This is a genomic window from Streptomyces dangxiongensis (genome assembly GCF_003675325.1).
In the GTDB taxonomy this organism is placed as follows: Bacteria; Actinomycetota; Actinomycetes; order Streptomycetales; family Streptomycetaceae; genus Streptomyces; species Streptomyces dangxiongensis.
The window spans coordinates 5,292,074-5,314,277 of the sequence record NZ_CP033073.1 but is presented as its reverse complement, the minus strand read 5'-3'; the positions used below and the strand labels follow the sequence as shown (position 1 = coordinate 5,314,277).

Here is a 22,204-nt window from a genome sequence, read left to right as displayed (position 1 = left end):
GGGGCATCGGCCTGTCACTTTCCCCTCATCGTGACGCTCCGCACGCGCGGGGGCCCGCCGCGCTTTCGCACGGCGAGCCCCCGAGTGCCCGGTTTGCGGACGTAACCCGCTGTTACCTCTGGTTACTTCTTGCCCTTGGCCGGCCCCGCGCTGTCATCGCTGGACAGGACGGCGATGAAGGCTTCCTGAGGAACCTCCACGGAACCCACCATCTTCATCCGCTTCTTGCCTTCCTTCTGCTTCTCCAGCAGCTTCCGCTTCCGGGAGATGTCACCGCCGTAGCACTTGGCGAGGACGTCCTTGCGGATGGCGCGGATGGTCTCACGGGCGATCACCCGGGAGCCGATGGCGGCCTGCACCGGCACCTCGAAGTTCTGCCGCGGGATCAGCTCCTTGAGCTTGGCGACGAGCCGCACGCCGTACGCGTACGCCTGGTCCTTGTGGGTGATCGCCGAGAAGGCGTCCACCTTGTCGCCGTGCAGCAGGATGTCGACCTTGACCAGCGAGCTGCTCTGCTCACCCGTGGGCTCGTAGTCCAGCGAGGCGTAACCGCGCGTCTTGGACTTGAGCTGGTCGAAGAAGTCGAAGACGATCTCGGCGAGCGGGAGGGTGTAGCGGATCTCGACGCGGTCCTCGGAGAGGTAGTCCATGCCGAGCAGAGTGCCGCGCCGGGTCTGGCACAGCTCCATGATCGCGCCGATGAACTCCGTGGGCGCGAGGACCGTGGCCCGCACGACCGGCTCGAAGACCTGCTCGATCTTCCCCTCGGGGAACTCGCTGGGGTTGGTGACCGTGATCTCGCTGCCGTCCTCCAGGATCACGCGGTAGACCACGTTCGGGGCGGTGGCGATCAGGTCGAGGCCGAACTCGCGCTCCAACCGCTCCCGGATCACGTCGAGGTGGAGCAGGCCGAGGAAGCCGACGCGGAAGCCGAAGCCGAGGGCGGCGGAGGTCTCCGGCTCGTAGACCAGGGCCGCGTCGTTGAGCTGCAGCTTGTCCAGCGCCTCGCGCAGCTCCGGGTAGTCCGAGCCGTCGAGCGGATACAGACCCGAGAAGACCATCGGCTTCGGGTCCTTGTAGCCGCCGAGCGCCTCGGTGGCGCCCTTGTGCTGGCTGGTGACGGTGTCACCGACCTTGGACTGGCGGACGTCCTTCACACCGGTGATCAGATAGCCCACCTCGCCGACGCCGAGGCCGTCCGCCGGCAGCATCTCGGGCGAGTTGGTGCCGATCTCCAGCAGCTCGTGGGTGGCGCCCGTCGACATCATCCTGATGCGCTCGCGCCGGTTGAGCTGGCCGTCGATGACACGGACGTACGTCACGACACCGCGGTAGGAGTCGTAGACCGAGTCGAAGATCATCGCGCGGGCGGGCGCGTCGGCCACCCCGACCGGCGCCGGGATCTCCTTGACGACCTTGTTCAGCAGCGCGTCCACGCCGATACCGGTCTTCGCGGAGACCTTCAGCACGTCGTCCGGGTCACAGCCGACCAGGTTCGCCAGCTCCTCGGCGAACTTCTCCGGCTGCGCGGCCGGCAGGTCGATCTTGTTCAGCACCGGGATGATCGTGAGGTCGTTCTCCATCGCCAGGTAGAGGTTGGCGAGGGTCTGCGCCTCGATGCCCTGGGCGGCGTCGACAAGGAGGACGGTCCCCTCGCAGGCGGCCAGCGACCGCGAGACCTCGTAGGTGAAGTCGACGTGCCCCGGGGTGTCGATCATGTTGAGGATGTGCGTCGTGCCCTGGTCGGGGCCCTCGGTCGGGGCCCAGGGCAGACGCACCGCCTGGGACTTGATCGTGATGCCGCGCTCGCGCTCGATGTCCATCCGGTCGAGGTACTGAGCACGCATCTGCCGCTGCTCGACCACACCGGTGAGCTGGAGCATCCGGTCGGCGAGCGTGGACTTGCCGTGGTCGATGTGCGCGATGATGCAGAAGTTGCGGATCTGAGCCGGGTCGGTACGGCTCGGCTCGGGCACATGGTTAGGGGTCGCGGGCACGCAGGGTCCTGTCTCTTGAGGCGCCTTATGCCTCGGGTCGGATCGATACGTAGTCTCCATGGTCCCACGGGGAGGGACCGGGAGCCGTTTTGGGCCGCCCGGAGGGCCACTGGTACTGTAGATGGCTGTGCCTCATGCCCTCTCGGCGCGAGGCACGACAGACAAGTTTGGATCACCGGAGCGGGACCCGTGCGGCCCCGCTCCTGAACCTGAAAAGGCTCCTTCGTGGCGAACATCAAGTCCCAGATCAAGCGGATCAAGACCAACGAGAAGGCCCGGCTGCGCAACAAGGCCGTCAAGTCCTCCCTGAAGACCGCGGTCCGCAAGGCTCGCGAGGCCGCTGCCGCGGGTGACGTCGAGAAGGCCACCGAGCTCCAGCGCGCGGCTGCGCGTGCGCTCGACAAGGCCGTCTCGAAGGGCGTCATCCACAAGAACCAGGCTGCCAACAAGAAGTCGGCGCTCGCTTCCAAGGTCACGTCCCTCAAGGGCTGAACCTCCTCTCTGATCTGACCGCCGGAAGGACCCAGAGCGGGCCCTCTCTCTCCGCTCCCGTCCGGCATCCCGAGCCTGTACGCGGCCTGCGTTCGCCACGCGGGTACGGGCTCACAAGCTTGATCCCAAGGCCCCGGTGGCCACCCTTCCCCAGGGCGGCCACCGGGGCCTTCGGCATGTGCGGGGCCCTGGAGCCCTATGGGGCTCGTCACCGCGGGGTCCGGCGGTCAGCCGGGTGCGCCGACCAGCCGGGTTTCCGCCGGGCAGCGGGCAGCGGGCAGCGGGCAGCGGGCAGCGGAGGCTGTGTTCACCGGGGGCGGGGCTGTGCTCACCGGGCGGGGCTGTGCTCCCCTCCCCGGGGGCTGGGCCGTGCTCCCCGGCGGGCCGGCTCATCCGGCCTGGCGTCCGGTCCCGGAGTGACCGGATCCGCCGCCTCTCCCACCGCCGGGTCCATGGCGACCGGGTCCGTGGTCACCGGCCTGACCGCCGGTCGCCGGCCCGGGTCTCCGGCCGGCACGGTCCGCGTCCTCTCAGCCCCGGCCCCTGGACCGCGCCGCCCGGGCGATCGTCACGACCGCCTTCTCCAGGGCGTACTCCGGGTCGTCGCCGCCGCCCTTCACACCCGCGTCGGCCTCGGCGACCGCGCGCATCGCCAGGGCGACACCGTCGGGCGTCCATCCCCGCATCTGCTGCCGGACCCGGTCGATCTTCCACGGCGGCATCCCCAGCTCGCGCGCCAGCTCGGCCGGCCGTCCCCCGCGCGCGGATGACAGCTTCCCGATCGCCCGTACGCCCTGCGCCAGCGCACTGGTGATCAGCACGGGGGCGACCCCCGTCGCCAGCGACCACCTGAGCGCCTCCAGCGCCTCCGCCGTGCGCCCCTCCACGGCCCGGTCGGCGACCGTGAAGCTGGATGCCTCGGCCCGCCCGGTGTAGTACCGCCCGACGACCGCCTCGTCGATCGTGCCCTCCACGTCGGCCACCAACTGCGACACGGCCGAGGCCAACTCCCTCAGATCGCTCCCGATGGCGTCGCAGAGCGCCTGGCAGGCCTCCGGGGTGGCCGATCGCCCGGTCGAGCGGAACTCCCCCCGCACGAAGGCCAGTCGGTCAGCCGGCTTGGTCATCTTCGGGCAGGCCACCTCCCGCGCACCGGCCTTGCGCGCGGCGTCCAGCAGCCCCTTGCCCTTGGCGCCGCCGGCGTGCAGCAGCACGAGGGTGATCTCCTCGGCGGGCGAACCGAGGTACGCCTTCACGTCCTTGACCGTGTCGGCGGACAGGTCCTGCGCATCGCGTACGACCACGACCTTGCGCTCGGCGAAGAGCGACGGGCTGGTCAGCTCGGCGAGGGTGCCGGGCTGTAGCTGGTCCGGGGTCAGGTCACGTACGTCCGTGTCGGCGTCGGCGGCCCTCGCGGCGGCCACCACCTCCCGCACGGCACGGTCGAGCAGGAGATCCTCCTGGCCCACGGCAAGGGTCACCGGGGCGAGAGGGGCGTCATTCGCAGTTTTCCTGGCCATCGCCTCAAGCATCCCACGTGCCACCGACACCGAACCGGCCCGAAGCCCCTGACCGGCCCCCGACCCGACCCCGATCCGGCCTCAGGGCGCATCCATGAGTTCGTCAGCCCGACGTGGTCCACACCGGTGAGGGCGACGCCGTCACCACGGCCCGGGTGGGGTCGTGGAATCGGCGTGGTCACGCTCCGAGCCGGGCCGGAATCCGCCGAGGGTGCGAGCGAGCGGCGGGTCAGGGCGGCGTCGCCGTCGCGAGTGAGCTCATCGGTCCCGCGTTTGATCAGCGCGTCTCTCGGATGCTGTCGATGATGCGGGTCCAGTTGTCGCTGCCATGACCGTCCATGATCGCGCGTCGATAGTGGGCCTGCACGGCCAGTGGGAGCGCGAGGTCGAGGCCGAGCGAGGTGCTGGTCTCGACGATGTGGTCGGACGTCGCACCCATCATGGTCACCGTGCTGAGGTCGCCGGGATGCTCTCCGGCATCGAGTGCGGCACCGGGGTTCTCTTCACCCGCCCTCAGGATGTCGCCGATCGATTCGGCGGAGGAGAGCAACTCCGGCAGTGCTTCCTCGGCTTTCATCCCCGCGGTGCCCAGCATCGCGGTGGCGTGCATCAGTCCGGACAGGGTGGTGAGGAACACCGTGAGCTGGGCTTGGTACATCATCTGGGCGAGACCCGGGTCCTTGCCCAGGTACTTGGGCGTGCCGAGCAGTGCCAACGTCGCCAGGTGGCTCGCCATCGCCTGGTCGGAACCGCTGTAGTAGACATAGGCCGCCTGCGTACCGACCATCGGCGCGGGAACCATGACACCCCCGGTGAGGAAGGTGGCGTCGTGGCCGGCTGCCCAGTTCGCCGCCTCGCGTGTGCGGTCGGGGGTGTCGGAACTCAGGTTGACCAGCGTCCGGCCGGCGAGCGATCCGGTGGCGCTGCCGAGGACGTCGTACATCGCCTGGTAGTCGGTGAGGCTGAGGACCACGAGGTCACTCGCTTCGACCGCCTCACCGGGTGTCGCCGCGAGCGTCGCGCCGTCGGTGACGACGCCGTCGGCCCGACTGGCGGTGCGGTTCCAGACGGTGACCGGGTGGCCGGCGCCGAGGAGGGTGCGGGTCATCGCCTGGCCCATAGGGCCGAGCCCGATCACGGTGACAGCGCTGTTCTGCCTGGTGGTGCGGTTCTGTTGTTCGTTCATGCCTCCATGCTCGGAGAGCGCCGCTAGTGTCGGAAGTACCCACTATTTTCTGCGGTACTTACCTTTTCGTAAGGGGGGTCAGTGATGGCCAAGGCGCCGAGATGCGGGCCTTACATCTGTGGCATCGACGCTGCGCTCGACGTGGTGAGCGGCAAGTGGAAGGGACTGATCCTCTGGGAACTCGAGGCCCGCCGCGTACGCCGCTTCGCTGAGCTGCGTCGCGGTCTGCCGGGAGTGAGCGAGAAGATGCTGACGCAGCACCTGCGTGAGATGGAGGCGGACGGTCTCGTGCACCGGGAGGTTCACGCCGAGGTGCCGCCGCGGGTGGAGTACTCCCTGACTGAACACGGGCGCACCCTCAATCAAGCGCTCGGGCCGCTCGGCGCCTGGGGAGTTGAGCGGATGCGTCGCGAAGGCTTCGAAGCGGTCGACGTGGCCGAGGCCTCACAAGGCTGAGCATTCCAGCGCGCGCTCGGCCGGCGGGCGGGCGGTTCGCCCGACAGGGCTCCTGGGTTCGGGGCGAGAGTCAAGGGCCGCGCCAGCGGCGCGTCCCGGTCGACACCGGAGCTACCCCTCACGTCCGCTGTGCCCCCGTACGGCACGGCGCCGGGCGGACGGGGACCGCCGTGAGGGTCACGGCTCCTCGCGCCAGCCGTCCCACTCCCCCGCGAACGCGTCCAGCTCGGCGGGGTCGAGGCGCTCGTTCTCGTCGCGCAGGAGCACCAGCCACTGGGCGTCCTCGGCGTCGTCCTCACCGGCCAGGGCGTCCCGGACGAGCCGCGGTTCCTCGTCGGTCCCGAACCGTTCCCTGAGCGCCTCAGTCACCTCCTCGGCGGCGTCACGGTCGGGCAGCACCAGCACGTGTCTCACATCGCTCACGGCCCTATTCTCCGACACCGGGCCACCCCCCGAAGCGCCAGGTCAGACCCCCGCCCAACCCCTCTCAGCGCGCTCTCGTCACCCGTACCTCCCCGTCCGTCCCTCCGGTGCCGCCCACCGCGAGCGCGCCGTCCCGGTCCGTGCTCAGCACCACCGCGCCGCCGGCCCGCAGCGCCGCCACGGTCGTCGGTGCCGGGTGACCGTACGGGTTGTCGGCGCCGGCGGAGACGAGGGCCACCCGGGGTGCCGCGAGCCGTATCAGTTCCGGGTCCTGGTGGGCCGAGCCGTGATGGGCCACCTTCAGGACGTCCACCCCGGCCAGTCCGGCCGCCGCCGGGGACCGCAACAGCGCTTGCTGGGAGGGAGGTTCCAGATCTCCGAGCAACAGCAGCCGCAGCCCGCCGGTACGTACGAGCAGGGCCACACTGGCGTCGTTCGGTCCCTCCGGTTGCGGGAGTGCGTCCGGCCGGGCGGGTGACGCGCGCCCGCCGGTGGGAGACCGCGGGCTCTCCGGCGGCCACAGGACCCGCCAGGCGAGCGGCCCGGCGCGCCGCTCCTCTCCCGCGACGGCCGTCGTGACCGGGATGTGCCGTTCGGCTGCCTCGCTCCTGACGAACTCGGCCTGTGCGGCCGGTTCCGCGAACCCGGTGGTCTCGATCGCGGCCACCGAGCGGCCCCGCAGGACGCCGGGCAGTCCCGCGACGTGGTCGGCGTGGAAGTGGGTGAGCACCAGGAGGGGGATCCGCGTGATGCCGAGCTGTGTCAGGCACCGGTCGACCAGCACCGGATCGGGTCCGGCGTCCACGACCACCCCCGCGCCGTCGCCCGCCGCCAGCACGGTCGCGTCTCCCTGTCCGACATCGCACATCGCGAACCGCCAGCCCGGCGGCGGCCAGCCCGTGATCACCCGGGTCAGCGGTGCCGGCCGCGTCACCAGCAACACGAGCAGCAGCCCGAGCAGCCCGCACCACCACGGGTGCCGCACCAGTCTCCGGCCGGCCAGGACGACCGCCACGGTGACCACGGCGAGCAGCAGCGCGCCGGGCCAGCTCCCCGGCCAGTCCACACCCGCGCCGGGCTGCGCGGCCCCGGTGCGGGCCACCCCCGCGATCCAGCCGGCGGGCCAACTCGCGCACCAGGCCAGCCCCCTGGCCACCGGCATCACCACCGGCGCCGTCACGAGCGCCGCGAACCCCAGCACCGTGGCCGGTGCCACCGCCACCTCGGCCAGCAGGTTGCACGGCACCGCCACCAGGCTCACCCGCGCCGACAGCACCACCACGACCGGCGCGCACACCGCCTGCGCGGCGGCTGCCGCCGCCAGGGCCTCGGCGAGCCGCGGCGGCACCCGGCGCCGCCGCAGCGCCGCGCTCCAGCCGGGCGCCAGCACCAGCAGGGCGCCGGTGGCCAGGACGGACAGCAGGAAGCCGTAACTGCGCGCCAGCCACGGGTCGTAGAGCACCAGCAGCAGGACGGCAGTGGCCAGCGCCGGTACGAGTGATCCGCGGCGCCCGGTGGCCAGGGCGAGCAGGGCGACCGCACCGCAGGCGGCGGCCCGCAGAACGCTGGGGTCGGGCCGGCACACCATCACGAAGACCAGCGTCAGCGCTCCCGCGAGCAGGGCCGTCGCCCGCAGTGAGAGACCCAGCCGCGGGGCCAGTCCACGGCGCTCGGCCCGGCGGGCCAGGCCCGGCGGCCCGATGAGCAGCGCGAGCAGGATGGTGAGGTTGCTGCCGGAGACGGCGAGCGTGTGCGCCAGGTCCGTCCTGTCGAAGGCGTCGTCCAGCTCGGGCGTGATCCGTGAGGTGTCCCCGACGACCAGCCCTGGCAGCAGTGCCCGCGCGTCCGCGGGCAGGCCGTCGGTCGCCTTCCGCAGGCCGGCCCTGAGCCGCGCCGCCAGTCGTTGCGGCCCGTTCGGCCCCGCTACGACGCGCGGCTCGGGCCGGCCGCGCACCCGCAGCACGGCCGCCGTACGGTCGCCGTCCGTCAGCGCGGGCGCCAGCCGCCCGCTCACCCGCAGCCGCGTGGACGGCGTCAGCCCGAGCCAGGCCGCACGCCCGGCGGGCCTTTCACCTTCGACGGGCCCCGCGCCGCCGGTGGGCCTGTCGTGTCCGGCGGACTTCTCGTCTCCGGCGGGCCTGTCGTCTCCGGCGGGCCTGTCGTCTCCGGCGGGCCTGTCGTCTCCGGCGGACTCTTCGTCTCCGGCTCCCTCGCGTCCGGCGGCCGGTGGTGCGGGAACGTGGTCGTCCCCCGCGCTTCCCTCGGGTGCCGGGACGTCCGTGTCGACGATCAGCAGCACGGGGGTTCGTGTCCGCACACGCTTCCCGTCGGTGTCCTCGACGACGCGCACCTCCGCCCGGGCCAGCACCGCCACGGGCGCCGCGTGGTCGCCCCGCACCCGTGGCCCGCTCAGCCAGGGATCGCCGGTGATCTCGATCTCGGCGGTCACGGTCGCGGACCGCCGGGCCAGCTCGGGTACCGGGCCACGCCGGACGTCCGCCCCGTGCAACCCCGCGGAAACGGCCGCCGCCGCGGCGCAGAGCAACACCGCGGCGACGGCGGCACGGGCCCAGCCGAACCGGCCACGCACCCACGGCCCGTCCCCCTCACGCACAGCCCGCCGGAGAACCACCCCTCGCCCACCCGGCGCCGGTTCCCACCCGCCCGGCACCCCCACCGGCGCCCGCAGCCGCACCGGCACCGGCACCGGCACCGAAGTCACCGTTGGCCCCGGCAGTGCCCGTCCGGCCATCGCCGTTCGCCCCGTCCGTGCCGGGCCGGTGTTCCCCGCCGTGCGGTCGGCCAGGCCGTTCCGTCCGGGCCGGGCCGGCCGCCGCACCGACAGCAGGGCGATTCCGCCGGCCAGGCAGACGACCACGATCGCGACGGTCCAGGCCGGAGGTGCGTCCAGGGTCAGGGCCGCTGTGGCCCAGGCCGCGAGCGCGGGCGGTACCAGGCGCAGGTCCAGGGGGTCCGTTCCGCCCATGTCCGCGATCGCCGACTTCTCGGACCCCCCGGACCCCCCGGATCCCCCGGTTCCTTCGGCTCCTTCCGGCCCTTCGGGGACGGCACGCGCACGCGCCTCCTCCGGTGTGCCGTTCATGGCCGTACCAGGTCGCGCAGATCGGTGAAGCGGCGGTCGCCGATGCCGTTGACCTGGCGCAGCTCGTCCACCGAGCGGAAACCGCCGTGCTGGGTGCGGTAGTCGATGATGTGCTGGGCCAGCACCGGGCCGACGCCGGGCAGGGCGTCGAGCTGGTCCGCGGTGGCGGTGTTGAGGGGAACCGGCGACGTGGGGCCCGCGCCCGCCGGTCCGGGGAGCGGGCCTGTGAGCACTCCGGTGGCCCGGCCGGGCGGGGCGGCGGCCCCGGCTCCGGCCACGGCCCCCGAGATGCCGACGACGATCTGTTCGCCGTCGACCAGGAAACGGGCGCGATTGAGTCCCTCCGTGCTCACACCCGGCCGGACGCCGCCCGCCGCCCGCAGCGCGTCGGCCACCCGGGCACCGGCCGGCAGCCGTCTGATCCCCGGCTCGCGGACCTTGCCGCTGACGTCCACGACGATCTCCGCGCCCGATGTCGCCGACGGACCGCCGCCCACCCCGGCCGTGGCCTCCGCGTTCTTCTGGGCGGACGACGGGTGCGCACGCACCACCTGAGGCGCGCTCACGGGCTGGGGGCGGGCCGCCCAGAAGTGCTGCACGGCGAAGACGGCGGCGGCCACGAGCAGCACGGTGAGCGCCAGGACTCCCCGGCGCTCCACCGCGTACCGCGCCTGGAGCCATACCGGCATCCGTTCCCGCAGTGCCAGCCCGGCCCGCTCCCGCCGGCCCGGAACCGCGTCCACCGAGTCCCCGACATCCCCCAAGTCCTCCGACTCGCCCGACTCCCACGGGTGCTGCGGGTCCTCCGGGTCCTGCGGGTCTTCCGCCTCCGACGGGCCGCCCCCAGCGGTCCGTTGGGGTTCCAGGGCGATGCCTCGCACCGGAGCCGCCCCCTCGGCCGGGGCGGGTGCCGTGGCCCGTCCCGGTGTCTTCGCGGACCAGGTCGTCGCCCGGGCGAGGCCTGGTGCCGGTCCCGTCGCCGTCCTCGTCGCTGTCGCCGTCGTCGTCGCTGTCGTCGCTGTCGTCGCTGTCGTCGCTGTCGCCGTTGCCGTCCGCACGGACCCGGGCGGATCCGGCGGTGCGTTTCCCGACTCCCGCCACGATGTGGCGCGTTCACCGAAGAGGAGTTCCGCGCGGCGGCGCAGTTCCTCCGCCGGTGCGGGCGGGCGGTGGCGAGTGCCGCTGTGGGCGTGGCCGGTGGGGCGGCGGTGGCGGACGCGGCCGTCGGAGGTCGGAGAGCGGCCGGGGCCGCTGGTGGGCGTCGCCGTGCGTGGACGTGATCGAAGTGCCATGCGACGAGGATGAGGCAATCCGCCATCCCGCGATGATCTTGGTCGATTCCGGTGGATGACGTCCCGATTGTGGACAACTCCGTCAGCCGGAGGGGTGAAACGGCGCCGCCCACCACGCACCGGGGCAGGGGGTGCGGCGGGCCCGGTCTCAGCGGGGTGAGACGACCGCGCCCAGCAGCCCGGGGCCGGTGTGTGCGCCGATCACCGCTCCGACCTCGCTGACGTGCAGGTCGGCCAGCCCGGGGACACGTACCCGCAGCCGGTCGGCGAGCGCGGCGGCGCGGTCCGGGGCGGCGAGGTGGTGAACGGCGATGTCGACCTCGGCGTCGGCCGCCCGCTCGGCGGCGAGTTCCCCCAGGCGCGCGATCGCCCTGGACGCCGTACGCACCTTCTCCAGCAGCTCGATACGGCCCCCCTCGAGCTGGAGCAGGGGCTTGACGGCGAGCGCGGAACCGAGGAGGGCCTGCGCTGCTCCCATGCGGCCGCCTCGGCGCAGATAGTCGAGGGTGTCGACGTAGAAGAAGGCGGAGGTGCCCGCGGCCCGTTTCTCGGCGGCCGTGACGGCCTCGTCCGCGGTGCCGCCCGCCGCCGCGGTCTCGGCCGCGGTGAGCGCGCAGAAACCGAGCGCCATGGCGACCATGCCGGTGTCCACCACCCGCACGGGCACCGGCGCCTCGCGTGCGGCGAGGACGGCCGCGTCGTAGGTGCCGGACAGCTCGGCGGACAGGTGCAGGGAGACGATCCCGTCCGCGCCGGACGCGGCGACCCGGCGGTAGGTCTCCGCGAACACCTGGGGGCTGGGGCGGGAGGTGGTGACGGAGCGCCGTTTCTGGAGCGCCTGGGCGAGGGAGCGGGTGGAGATCTCGGTGCCCTCTTCCAGGGCGCGGTCGCCGAGGACCACGGTCAGCGGGACCGCGGTGATGCCGTGACGCTCCATCGCCCGGGGCGGCAGGTAGGCCGTTGAATCGGTGACGATCGCGACATGGCGGGACATGAGCTGGAGGTTACCTGCCGGGGCGCTCGTGCGGCAGCCCGGCCCGGGCGGCGCGGGCGGGGAGCGGTCCGCTCATGTGGTCTTCTCCGGGCGGGACTTCTTCTGCCAGGGGAAGGATGTGCGCCCGGCCGGCGGGGCGATCGCCTCGGGGGCCGGCTCTCCCGCGGGGCCGGCGCCCGAGGTGCGGGGCCAGGTCTGCTCCGTGGCCGGGCCGTGGGACCCGGAGGGCGTGGGGGCGGGCGCTTCGGGCCACTGCGGAGGTGCCTCGGCGGGCTCGGTCCGCGTCCAGTGACGCAGGGCGCCCGCTTCCATGTCGATCTGGGCGCTGAGGCTGCCCAGGTCGTCGTCCGCGAAGCGGCGGGCCCGGTCGCGGACGGCCCAGCGCAGGGAGTCCGCGGATCGGGTGATGCGCTCGGTGCGTTCCCGCAGTCCGGGCAGGCGCTCGGTGAGTGTGGCCCGGTCCGGCTCGGACTCCAGGCGCTTGAGGTCGGCGTCCAGCTCGTACCCGTGCACGCTGAGCCGCTGGAAGAGGCCGAGGGACTCCTTCAGCGACTCGTCCTCGGCCACGCCCGCGTGCAGCGCGTCCTGCGTGGCACGCATGGAGGTGCGCAGCGCGAGCCGGAGCTGGGCGATCTCACCGGCCGGACCGATCTGGGCGAAGGACTTGGCGCGCAGGGTGTGGTCCTCCACCGTGCGGCGGGCCTGTGCGATCGTCCGGTCGACCCCGCGCCGGGCGGCGCCCACCGCTTTGACCGTGGCGTACGTGCCCAGGCCGACGAAGAGCAGGAAGAGCAGGGCGAACACGGCGATCACTACTTCCATGACGCTCCTCCTCGGGTCGGTACGGCGGGCCGCCGCGCTCTCCACGGTAAACGCTGCGGGCAGGCCCGGAGTTCCGCGAGAACCCCGAACCTGCCCGTAGGGGACTACCCCGACACCGGTCCTACCCGGCATCCGATGATCACGCCGGGACGATGTTCACCAGCTTCGGTGCCCGCACGATCACCTTGCGGATGCCCGCGCCGCCCAGCGCCGCGACGACCCTCTCGTCGGACAGGGCCGCCTTCTCCAGCTCCTCCTCGGAGATGGCGGGCGGCACCTCCAGACGCGCCTTGACCTTGCCCTTGATCTGCACGACGCAGGTCACGGTGTCGTCCACCACGTACCGCGGGTCGGCGACCGGGAAGTCCCGGTGGACGACCGACCCGGTGCGGCCCAGCCTGCGCCACAGCTCCTCGGCGATGTGCGGGGCCAGCGGCGCGACCATCAGCACCAGCGGCTCGGCGACCGAGCGCGGCACCGGGCCGCCCGCCTTGGTCAGGTGGTTGTTCAGCTCGGTGACCTTGGCGATGGCGGTGTTGAAGCGCAGGCCCTCCAGGTCCTGGCGGACGCCGTCGACGGCCTTGTGCAGGGCGCGCAGGGTCTCCTCGTCGGGCTCGGCGTCGGTGACGGTGACCTCGCCGGTGTTCTCGTCGACGATGTTGCGCCACAGCCGCTGGAGCAGCCGGAACTGGCCGACCACCGCGCGCGTGTCCCACGGGCGGGAGACGTCCAGCGGGCCCATGGCCATCTCGTACAGGCGCAGTGTGTCGGCGCCGTACTCCGCGCAGATCTCGTCCGGGGTCACCGCGTTCTTCAGGGACTTGCCCATCTTGCCCAGCAGGCGGCTGACCTGCTCGCCCTCGTGGTAGTAGGCGCCGTCGCGCTCCTCCACCTCGGCGGCCGGCACCGCGATGCCGCGGCTGTCGCGGTAGACGTAGGCCTGGATCATGCCCTGGTTGTACAGCTTGTGGAACGGCTCGGCGGAGGAGACGTGTCCCAGGTCGTACAGGACCTTGGACCAGAAGCGCGCGTACAGCAGGTGCAGCACCGCGTGCTCGGCGCCGCCGACGTACAGGTCGACGCCGCCGTGCGGCCGGTCCTCGCGCGGGCCCATCCAGTACCGCTCGACCTCGGGGTCGACCAACTGCCGGTCGTTGTGGGGGTCCAGGTAGCGGAACTCGTACCAGCAGGAACCGGCCCAGTTGGGCATGGTGTTGGTCTCGCGGCGGTACTTCCTGGGGCCGTCGCCCAGGTCCAGGGTGACGTCGACCCAGTCCTCGTTGCGCGACAGAGGCGTCTCGGGCCGGGTGTCGGCGTCGTCCGGGTCGAAGGTGCGCGGGCTGTAGTCCTCGACCTCGGGCAGCTCCAGCGGCAGCATCGACTCGGGCAGCGCGTGGGCGACGCCGTCCTCGTCGTAGACGATCGGGAAGGGCTCGCCCCAGTAGCGCTGGCGGCTGAACAGCCAGTCGCGCAGCCGGAAGTTGACGGTGCCCTCGCCGATGCCCCGCTCCCGCAGCCACTCGGTGATGCGGGCCTTGGCCTCGGTGACGCCCAGGCCGTCCAGGGACACGTCGCCGTTGGCGGAGTTGACGATCTTCGCGTCGTACGAGGCGAAGGCGTTCTCCCACGCGGAGGTGTCCGTGTCCCGGCCGTCGGTCGGCTCGACCACGCAGCGGATCGGCAGCTCGAAGGCGCGCGCGAACTCGAAGTCGCGGCTGTCGTGTGCCGGGACGGCCATGATCGCGCCGGTGCCGTAGCCCATCAGGACGTAGTCGGCGATGAAGACGGGGACCTGCTCGCCGTTGACCGGGTTGGTGGCGTAGGCGCCGATGAAGACGCCGGTCTTGTCCTTGGCCTCGGCCTGCCGCTCGACGTCGGACTTGGCGGCGGCCTGCGCGCGGTAGGCGGCGACGGCCTCGGTGGGGGCCGCGTGGCCGCCGGTCCACGCCTCGCGGGTGCCCTCCGGCCAGGTGTCGGCGGTGAACTTCTCGACCAGGGGGTGCTCGGGGGCCAGCACCATGTAGGTCGCGCCGAACAGGGTGTCCGGGCGGGTGGTGAAGACCGTGATGCGCTCGCCGTCGATCGGGAAGCCGACGCGGGCGCCCTCGCTGCGGCCGATCCAGTTGCGCTGCTGGAGCTTGATGGCCTCGGGCCAGTCCAGCTCCTCCAGGTCCTCCAGCAGCCGGTCGGCGTAGGCGGTGATGCGCATGTTCCACTGGCGCAGCTTGGACTTGAAGACCGGGAAGTTGCCGCGCTCGGAGCGGCCGTCGGCGGTGACCTCCTCGTTGGCCAGTACGGTGCCCAGGCCGGGGCACCAGTTCACGGGCGCCTCGGAGGCGTAGGCCAGGCGGTACTCGCCCAGGATCTCGGCGCGCTCGGCGGCGGTCAGCTCGCCCCACGCGCGCGTGGTGCCCGGAACCGGCCGCTCACCGGACTCGAAGCGGGCGATCAGCTCGGAGATCGGGCGGGCCTTCCCCGCCTCCTCGTCGTACCAGGAGTTGAAGATCTGCAGGAAGATCCACTGGGTCCACTTGTAGTACTGCGGGTCGATCGTGGCGAACGACCGGCGCTTGTCGTGGCCCAGACCCAGCCGGCGAAGCTGGGCCTTCATGTTCTCGATGTTGGCCTCGGTGGACACGCGCGGGTGCGTGCCGGTCTGCACGGCATACTGCTCGGCGGGCAGGCCGAAGGCGTCGAAGCCCAGGGTGTGCAGGACGTTGTGACCGGTCATGCGCTGGAACCGGGCGTAGACGTCGGTGGCGATGTAGCCCAGCGGGTGGCCGACGTGGAGGCCGGCGCCGGAGGGGTACGGGAACATGTCCATGATGAACTTCTTGGGCCTGGCGACCAGCTCGGGGTCGCCCGCCAGGTCGCCCGTGGGGTTGGGCGCCGCGTAGGTGCCGTCGGCGTCCCAGAAGTCCTGCCAGCGTGCCTCGATGTCGGCCGCCATGACGGCCGTGTAGCGGTGCGGCGCCGTCTCCGCCGGCACGGCGGCGGTGGCAGCGGGGTTCGTCTCGCTCATGATCCTCAAAGCTCCATCGATCGTCTCTGCCCGCGGAAATGAAAAAGCCCCTCGCACAGGAGGGGACGCCGCGCCGATGCCGACCTCACGGCTGACCGCCGGGTCGGTACTGATCAGCGCGGCCCGCTAAGCAGAAGGCGTACGGCACGCATGGCGTTAGGGTACCGCAGCCCTTGAGCAAGCGGCGACGCGCTTCCGTATGCCTGAGGGACATGTCACGCACCCCGCCGGAACTGAATGAAGGTCAACGATGACCAGGCGTACCGTCCCCCGAGGACACCGTTCCAGTCGCCTGGTCCGTCGACGACGACGCGATGACTCAAACCCCGTACTGATCGGTATGGCGCCACCTAGAGTGCGGCAGCGGGACCGCTTTCCCGAAACTGCTCGGAGTTGCCCCCATGAACCCTCGTCGTAGTACCAGCTCGCTCCCCAGGCCGGGCCGCTCGGCCTATGGGGTGGCGTCCGCTGTCGTCCTGCTGCTGATACCCGTGGTCGTGCTGGTCGGAGGCAGCCAGTTCCGCGAGTTCCTGAACTTCGGCGCGGGCGTGCTGTCCCTCGTCTCGCTGAGCTGCTCGGTGATCTGGGGCCTGTTCGCCCAGGACCGGATCTTCCTGAACACCCGGCAGCGGATCGTCGGCCAGGCGGTGCACCGTACGACCGCGGTCGCCTCGATCGCCTTCCTGTTGCTGCACATCACCACGAAGATCGTGCTGGACCACACCCAGTTGATCGCCGCGGTCATCCCGTTCTCGCTGGGCGTCACCGGGATCGGCGGCCTGATCGGACTGGGCTCCCTGGCCGGCCTGCTGATGATCTTCGTGGGCGTCACCGGTGCCCTGCGCAGCAATTTCGCCGCCCCGGCCCCGGTCGCCGCCCGCTGGCGCGCCATGCACATGCTGGCCTACCCGGCCTGGTGCGCGGCGCTCGTCCACGGGCTCTACGCGGGTCGCGCCGCCAAGCCGGTCTTCGTGATCCTCTACAGCCTGTCCCTGCTCGGCGTGATGGGCGCCCTCGCGCTGCGCGCGGCCCCGCGGCCGGTCAAGCGCAAGGTCGCCGACCGGCTGGTGGCGCTGTTCGGCAGCTCCGAGCGCCCCGGGCTGGACGAGCTGGACGCGAGCCGCTCCCGGGTGTCCGAGCCATCGCTGCCCGGTTACGGCAGCCGGCGGCAGCCGAAGCCCGCCGGGCCGGCGGCCACCGGCGCGCCGTTGTACCAGTCCCCCGCGGACCCCGCGCCGGATCCCGCCGCGGGCTTCGCGGCGGCCTACCGCGCGGTGTCGACGCCGGGCATCCCGGGCGGGGCGTTCCCGGGCAGCCCGTTCGTGCCCGGCCAGACGGCCCGCATGGACCTGCCGCTGGACCTCCAGCCCACGGAGGCCGTCCCGCGTGTGGACGGCCCCTCCAGCACCTCGGGTAGCTGGCCGGTGCCGTCCCCGCCGCCGGTCGGCGAGGCCCCGCCGTCCGCGTACGACCCGCTCCAGGACACCGGATACACCATCCCGGTCTACGGCAATCCGGGCGCCGGCGGATACGGCGGAGGTGACGTGTACGACACCGGTGAGACAAACGGCCTCTACGGCACGTACAACCCGAGTGACACGTACGACAGCGGTCCCGCCACCGAAACGCTGCCCGGCACGTCCTACGACACGACGGGCTCGGGCGAACCTTGGAACACGCCTTCCGGAGGCTTTAAGTGAACGAGGCCCTGCCCGACGTCCCCGAGGTCCGCGTGGTCGGGCTTCCCCAGCTCACGTCGGGCTTCGACCTTGTGGAGCGGCTCGATCTGCCCATGCACCTGAAGGTGCACGGGCCGCTCGACCCGCTGGGCGGCGAGCAGCTCGCCCAGCTCTCCGAACGCATCAACCTCCGGGGCCGCGGCGGCGCCGGCTTCCCCTTCCACAAGAAGCTGCGCTCGGTCGCCGAGGCGGCGATCAAGCGCGGGGTGCGGCCGGTCGTCGTGGTCAACGGCAGCGAGGACGAGCCCGCCTGCCGCAAGGACACGGTGCTCATCAACCGCGCCCCGCACCTCATCCTGGACGGCGCGCTGCTGTGCGCGGAGGCGCTCGGCGCGCGCACCCTGGTCATCGGGGTCACCCGGGAGTCCACGCAGCGCTCCATGGAGGCGGCGCTCGCCGAGCGGGGTCTGAGCAACAGCCGTAGATCGGTGCTGCGCGCGTGGGTGCAGCGCAATCCGGTGCGCATGGTCACCGGCGCCGCCGCCTCGCTGATCCGCTCGGTCGACGGCGGCCCGGCGGTCCCGCCCGGCCGCAAGATCAGCGCCTCGCAGAGCGGGGTCGGCGGAGCGCCCACGCTGCTGTCGAACGCGGAGACGTTCGCGCAGCTTGCGATCGCCGCCCGCATCGGCCCGGAGCGGTACGGCAACACCGGCCTGTACGACGAGCCGGGCACCGTGATGCTCACCGTGTCCGGCGCCGTGGCCCGCCCGATGGTGATCGAGGTCCCGACCGGCGTGCCGCTGCGCTACGTGCTCCAGCTCGCGGGCGCCCCGCCGGTGCCGCAGGGCGTGCTGACCGGCGGATACCACGGCAAGTGGATCGACGCGGCGACGGTCGACGAGGCGATCGTCTCCCGCAACTCGCTGGACGCGGTGGGCGGTTCGCTGGGCGCGGGCGCGATTCTGCCGATCAGCCAGGACACCTGCCCGCTGGGCGAGTCGCTGCGGGTGGCGCAGTGGCTGGCCGAGGAGAGCGCCGGCCAGTGCGGCCCCTGCTACCTGGGACTGCCCGCCGCCGCGCGCGGGCTGGAGGACATCCTCAACGGCGGCGGACCGGCCGCCCTGGAGGCGCTGAAGCAGGTCGCGAAGAACGTCAAGCGGCGCGGGGCGTGTTCCCACCCGGACGGCTCGGCGATGTTCCTGGAGTCGACCATCAAGGCGTTCACCGACGACCTGGCCGCCCATGTCCTCGGGAACGGCTGCGGACGGCCCGTGGCGGGCGTGCTGCCGCTCTTCGAGGCAGGCAAGGGCCCCACGGGCATCCCGGGCGGCGCGGAGCCCGAGGAGACCGGCGGCAGCCGGCAGAAGATCTACGTCGACTGGACGCTGTGCCGGGGCCACGGGCTGTGCGCGGACATCCTGCCGGAGGTGTTCGAGCTGGGCGCCGACGGCTTCCCGACCGTCGCCCAGGCGCAGGTGCCCCGGTACGCGGAGGCGAAGGCGCTGCGCGCGGTGCGCCGCTGCCCGGCGCTGGCGCTGCGCATCGAGGAGGACACCCGCGGGCAGGCGCCGGCACGCAACCTGCCGGTTCTCTCCCAGGGGCGCGGCCGGCGCGCGCTGGGCCGCTGAGCACACGGCGACGGCGGGCCGCCCGGTCCGGGTGGCCCGCCGTCGCCGTTCGCGCGTCCTGCGGGCGTGATGCGCGGCACAGGGGGCAACACGCCGAAGACGGACCATCCGTGGGATGATCCGCCTTCGACTTCTGTGGAGCTAAGGAGAATTGAACTCCTGACCTCCTGCATGCCATGCAGGCGCTCTACCAACTGAGCTATAGCCCCGTCCCGCCACGCGATGGAACCGCGTGTGGTGCGTTCCGCCCGGTTTCCCCGGCGGCGACGCCAACATTACACGGTCCCTGGGGTGCGGTACCAAATCGGTTCCCGCTCTGCCCCGGTCAGCGCGGTATTGTCCGCCTTCGTGCCCGTGAACGCGTTCTCCGCAGCCCGCCGCCGGACACCGGTCGCCGCGGGGGTGTGCCTGCTGTCGTTCGCGGCGTTATGGGCCGCGCAGCGGGCCGCGCGCGTGTCGATGATCGACCTGATGGTCTACCGTGCCGAGGGCGCCGCCGTGCGCTCCGGCGGCGACCTGTACGCGCTGCGGGCGACGGCCGCGCACCTGCCGGCCACCTACCCGCCCTTCGCGGCCCTGCTGTTCACGCCGCTGCCCCTGCTGGACACGGCCGTCCTGCGCGCGCTGGCGACGGCCGGCAACCTCGCGCTGCTGCTGGCGTTCGTACGGCTGTCGCTGGAACTGGTCGGCCACGCGCGCGTGGAGACCGTCTGGTGGGTCGCGGCGCCGGCCGTGTGGTGCGAGCCGGTGTGGACGACCCTGCGCTACGGCCAGGTCAACCTGCTGCTGGCGGTCCTGGTGCTCTGGGACCTGACCCGCCGCCCCGCCGGCGGGTACGACCGCTGGAGCGGGCTGGGTCTGGGGCTGGCCGCGGCGGTCAAGCTGACGCCCGCGCTGTTCCCCGTGTTCCTGCTCGCCACGGGCGTCACGGCCCGCCTGCGGGGCGGCGACGCGGGCCCGTGGCTGCGGCACGCGCGCGGGGCGGCCGTCGCGTTCGCCGGGGCGACCCTGCTCGCGGCGGCCGTCCTGCCGTACGACTCCTGGCGCTTCTGGACGGACACGGTGCTCCGGGCCGGCCGGGCCGGCCACGCCGAGGACACCGCCAACCAGGCCCTGCGCGGCGTTCTGGCCCGCTTCCTGCACACACCCGACCCGGGGGCGCTCTGGGCGGTCTGCGCGGCCCTGACGGCCGTCGTGGGCCTCACGCTGGCCGCGCGGGCGGAGTTGCGGGGTCAGCGGGCCCGGGCGGTGTGCGGCTGCGCGGTCACCGCCCTGCTGGCCAGCCCGGTGTCCTGGACCCACCACTGGGTGTGGTGCGTGCCCGTGGTGCTGTTCCTGTGGACGCGCGGACACCGGGCGGCGGCCCTGGGCACGCTGCTGGTCTTCTGCTCGTACGCCCCCTGGTGGGTGCCCCACGGCATCGGCCGCCCGGAACTGCGCCTCGGAGGAGCCGAATTGGCGCTCTCGGCCCTCTACGGAGCGGCCGGTGCGCTCTTCCTCGCACTGACCCGGACACCGTTGCCGAGGACCGGGTCCGGTGCGGTCCGCGTCACGCCGTGACGAACTGGTAGAACCTCTTGAGCGTGCAGTGCTCCTCCAGGAGCCGGCCGTAGATCGGCTCGCCCTCCAGTTCCCGGTACGTCTCGATCGGGTCGCCTTTTATGATCAGCGCCCGCGCGCATTCCTCGCACCAGTACTGGTAGTCGGGATTGATCGGCTCCATGTCCCGGACGATCGGTGTCCCGCTCCCGCACCAGTCGCACTTCCGCCTGTGTGCCCCCATCGATCAGCTCCAGCTGTGGCCGCAGGCCGTACACACGTAAGAGATCCCGCCGTTGTCACCGAGGACCTGCGCCACGTGCGCGGAACCGCAGGAAGGGCAGCTCAGCCGGGTGGTCGTGTCGCGTATCAACGCGGCACCGAGGAGGTGGCCCACCTCCTCGAGGATGCTCGCAGGCATCGCTACTCCCTCCCGTCGGGCAGCGCCCCCTTCCGGCCGTTTGATTCTGCCACGGCCGGACCAATACGGTCAGCGACGCCTCAGTACCAGTGCGGACACGGCTCCCACCGCCGCCGTCGCGGCCGGCGTGCGAACGCGCACGGAGAACGCCTCCGCGGAGCTATACGACAGCGGACCCCCCAAAGACTCAAAGCGTCGGGCCGGACGCAGAAGATCCCGCCCCCTGGAGGGACGGGATCCTCATCACCGATCTTTGACATCTCAACAGAGTGTCGATCTGTGGAGCTAAGGAGAATTGAACTCCTGACCTCCTGCATGCCATGCAGGCGCTCTACCAACTGAGCTATAGCCCCTCGCGTTCTTCCCGCTCGGCGGGGCGAACAAGAAGAACTTTAGCCTGTGACCAGCCGGAAAGTGAAATCCGGGGTCGGGGGTCCCAGGACGGTCAGTCGTCGTCGCCGAGGACGGGCTCCGGGAGGGTGCCCGCGTTGTGCTCCAGCAGGCGCCAGCCGCGGGCGCCCTCGCCCAGCACGGACCAGCAGCAGTTGGAGAGGCCGCCGAGGCTCTCCCAGTGCGGGGACTCCAGGCCGAGGAGGCGGCCGATGGTGGTGCGGATGGTGCCGCCGTGGCTGACGACGACGAGGGTGCCCTCCTCGGGCAGCTTCTCGGCGTGCCGCAGTACGACGGGCGCGGCCCGGTCGGCGACCTCGGTCTCCAGCTCACCGCCACCGCGGCGGACCGCCTCGCCGCGCTTCCAGGCGGCGTACTCCTCGCCGTGGCGGGCGATGATCTCCTGGTGCGTCAGCCCCTGCCAGACGCCCGCGTAGGTCTCCCGCAGGCCCTCCTCGCGGGTGACCTCCAGGCCGGTGAGGGCGGCCAGCTCGGCGGCCGTGTACGCGGCCCGCCGCAGGTCCGAGGAGATGATCGCGTCGGGGCGCAGGGAGGCGAGCAGCCGGGCCGCGCGGCGGGCCTGGCCGACGCCGGTCTCGGTCAGCTCCACGTCGGTCGAGCCCTGGAAGCGGCGCTCCACGTTCCAGGAGGTCTGGCCGTGCCGCCACAGGATGATGCGGCGGCCCCGGCTCGGGCGGTCGGTCACCTCACCGGTGGCGCTCACGACCAGTCCCCGCCCGGTTCCTGGTCGGCCTCGGCGGCCCGCTCGCGGGCGTGCTCCTCGCCCTTGCCCCGGGTGGCCCTGGCGTCGTCGGGCAGCTCCAGCTCGGGGCAGTCCTTCCACAGCCTCTCCAGGGCGTAGAAGACCCGCTCCTCGCTGTGCTGGACGTGGACGACGATGTCGACGTAGTCGAGCAGCACCCAGCGGGCCTCGCGGTCGCCCTCGCGGCGGACCGGCTTGGCGCCCAGCTCCTTGGACAGGCGCTCCTCGATCTCGTCGACGATGGCCTTGACCTGGCGGTCGTTCGGCGCGGAGGCCAGCAGGAAGGCGTCCGTGATCGACAGCACGTCACTGACGTCGTAGGCGATGACGTCGTGGGCGAGCTTGTCGGCCGCCGCCTGGGCGGCGGTGTTGATGAGGTGAACAGAACGGTCGGTGGCGGTCACTACTCGGCTTTCGGTCGGCGGACTTCTGGCTTCAAGGGTCTCACGGACCGCCCGGGGCACCCCACGTGATGAC

General features: G+C 72.3%; 18 protein-coding genes and 2 tRNA genes. 5 read left to right on the top strand and 15 right to left on the bottom strand.

Annotation, left to right across the window (positions count from 1 at the left end; genetic code table 11):
- Nucleotides 1-122: 122 nt before the first annotated feature.
- Nucleotides 123-1,997, bottom strand: a complete 1,875-nt coding sequence (gene lepA, locus D9753_RS23905) for a translation elongation factor 4 (protein ID WP_121788856.1) — start codon at nt 1,995-1,997, stop codon at nt 123-125.
- 225 nt (nt 1,998-2,222) lie between these two features.
- Between lepA and rpsT the strand changes: the two genes are divergently transcribed.
- A complete protein-coding gene (gene rpsT / locus D9753_RS23895) occupies nt 2,223-2,489 on the top strand; it encodes a 30S ribosomal protein S20 (RefSeq protein WP_121788854.1) in 267 nt (88 codons plus the stop codon).
- 530 nt (nt 2,490-3,019) lie between these two features.
- Here the strand turns inward: rpsT and holA are convergent.
- Together holA and D9753_RS23885 are read right to left on the bottom strand one after the other, a co-directional pair.
- Entirely contained in the window at nt 3,020-4,009 is a 990-nt protein-coding gene (holA, locus tag D9753_RS23890; protein WP_205614241.1) for a DNA polymerase III subunit delta, read from the bottom strand.
- 277 nt (nt 4,010-4,286) lie between these two features.
- Nucleotides 4,287-5,195 carry an NAD(P)-dependent oxidoreductase gene (locus tag D9753_RS23885; protein WP_121788852.1) on the bottom strand — a complete coding sequence of 303 codons (909 nt, stop codon included), beginning with the start codon at nt 5,193-5,195 and terminating at the stop codon, nt 4,287-4,289.
- A gap of 84 nt (nt 5,196-5,279) precedes the next feature.
- On the opposite strand from D9753_RS23885, the gene D9753_RS23880 reads away from it, so the two are divergent.
- Nucleotides 5,280-5,651, top strand: a complete 372-nt coding sequence (locus tag D9753_RS23880; RefSeq protein WP_121788851.1) for a winged helix-turn-helix transcriptional regulator — start codon at nt 5,280-5,282, stop codon at nt 5,649-5,651.
- A gap of 177 nt (nt 5,652-5,828) precedes the next feature.
- Here D9753_RS23880 and D9753_RS23875 read toward each other — a convergent pair whose 3' ends face one another.
- From D9753_RS23875 to leuS, 6 genes are all read right to left on the bottom strand, one after another.
- Entirely contained in the window at nt 5,829-6,074 is a 246-nt protein-coding gene (locus D9753_RS23875) for a hypothetical protein (protein ID WP_121788850.1), read from the bottom strand.
- Nucleotides 6,075-6,138: 64 nt separating this feature from the next.
- Nucleotides 6,139-9,060, bottom strand: a complete 2,922-nt coding sequence (locus D9753_RS23870) for a ComEC/Rec2 family competence protein (protein WP_240468266.1) — start codon at nt 9,058-9,060, stop codon at nt 6,139-6,141.
- Between the two features lie 113 nt (nt 9,061-9,173).
- Nucleotides 9,174-10,058, bottom strand: coding sequence for a helix-hairpin-helix domain-containing protein (locus D9753_RS23865; protein WP_394346742.1), 885 nt, complete (start codon nt 10,056-10,058; stop codon nt 9,174-9,176).
- A gap of 559 nt (nt 10,059-10,617) precedes the next feature.
- Nucleotides 10,618-11,463, bottom strand: coding sequence for a DegV family protein (locus D9753_RS23860; protein WP_121788848.1), 846 nt, complete (start codon nt 11,461-11,463; stop codon nt 10,618-10,620).
- Between the two features lie 72 nt (nt 11,464-11,535).
- Nucleotides 11,536-12,285 carry a hypothetical protein gene (locus D9753_RS23855; protein WP_121788847.1) on the bottom strand — a complete coding sequence of 250 codons (750 nt, stop codon included), beginning with the start codon at nt 12,283-12,285 and terminating at the stop codon, nt 11,536-11,538.
- Between the two features lie 139 nt (nt 12,286-12,424).
- Entirely contained in the window at nt 12,425-15,307 is a 2,883-nt protein-coding gene (gene leuS, locus D9753_RS23850) for a leucine--tRNA ligase (RefSeq protein ID WP_121788846.1), read from the bottom strand.
- 401 nt (nt 15,308-15,708) lie between these two features.
- Here leuS and D9753_RS23840 point away from each other — a divergent pair, with 401 nt between their 5' ends.
- Together D9753_RS23840 and D9753_RS23835 are read left to right on the top strand one after the other, a co-directional pair.
- The gene (locus tag D9753_RS23840) at nt 15,709-17,007 is read left to right on the top strand and encodes a cytochrome b/b6 domain-containing protein (protein WP_205614240.1); all 1,299 of its coding nucleotides are present in this window, start codon (nt 15,709-15,711) and stop codon (nt 17,005-17,007) included.
- A complete protein-coding gene (locus tag D9753_RS23835; protein ID WP_163010770.1) occupies nt 17,004-18,614 on the top strand; it encodes an NADH-quinone oxidoreductase subunit NuoF family protein in 1,611 nt (536 codons plus the stop codon). Before D9753_RS23840 ends, D9753_RS23835 begins: the two co-directional genes overlap by 4 nt.
- A gap of 136 nt (nt 18,615-18,750) precedes the next feature.
- Here the strand turns inward: D9753_RS23835 and D9753_RS23830 are convergent.
- A tRNA-Ala gene (locus tag D9753_RS23830) sits at nt 18,751-18,823 on the bottom strand.
- A 139-nt stretch (nt 18,824-18,962) separates the two neighbouring features.
- On the opposite strand from D9753_RS23830, the gene D9753_RS23825 reads away from it, so the two are divergent.
- Nucleotides 18,963-20,174 (top strand): glycosyltransferase 87 family protein, encoded by a 1,212-nt coding sequence (locus D9753_RS23825; protein ID WP_240468265.1) that lies wholly within the window; start codon nt 18,963-18,965, stop codon nt 20,172-20,174.
- Here the strand turns inward: D9753_RS23825 and D9753_RS23820 are convergent.
- From D9753_RS23820 to rsfS, 5 genes are all read right to left on the bottom strand, one after another.
- On the bottom strand, nt 20,164-20,397 hold the full coding sequence (locus tag D9753_RS23820; RefSeq protein WP_030653820.1) for a hypothetical protein: 234 nt from the start codon (nt 20,395-20,397) through the stop codon (nt 20,164-20,166). The genes D9753_RS23825 and D9753_RS23820 overlap by 11 nt on opposite strands.
- Nucleotides 20,398-20,400: 3 nt before the next feature.
- Complete coding sequence (locus tag D9753_RS23815; protein WP_014672673.1) at nt 20,401-20,574, bottom strand: hypothetical protein; 174 nt, start codon at nt 20,572-20,574, stop codon at nt 20,401-20,403.
- Nucleotides 20,575-20,854: 280 nt separating this feature from the next.
- A tRNA-Ala gene (locus tag D9753_RS23810) sits at nt 20,855-20,927 on the bottom strand.
- A 92-nt stretch (nt 20,928-21,019) separates the two neighbouring features.
- Nucleotides 21,020-21,688, bottom strand: a complete 669-nt coding sequence (locus D9753_RS23805; RefSeq protein ID WP_121788843.1) for a histidine phosphatase family protein — start codon at nt 21,686-21,688, stop codon at nt 21,020-21,022.
- Nucleotides 21,685-22,131, bottom strand: a complete 447-nt coding sequence (rsfS, locus tag D9753_RS23800; protein WP_121788842.1) for a ribosome silencing factor — start codon at nt 22,129-22,131, stop codon at nt 21,685-21,687. The genes D9753_RS23805 and rsfS overlap by 4 nt, the downstream gene beginning before the upstream one ends.
- Between the last annotated feature and the right edge of the window lie 73 nt (nt 22,132-22,204).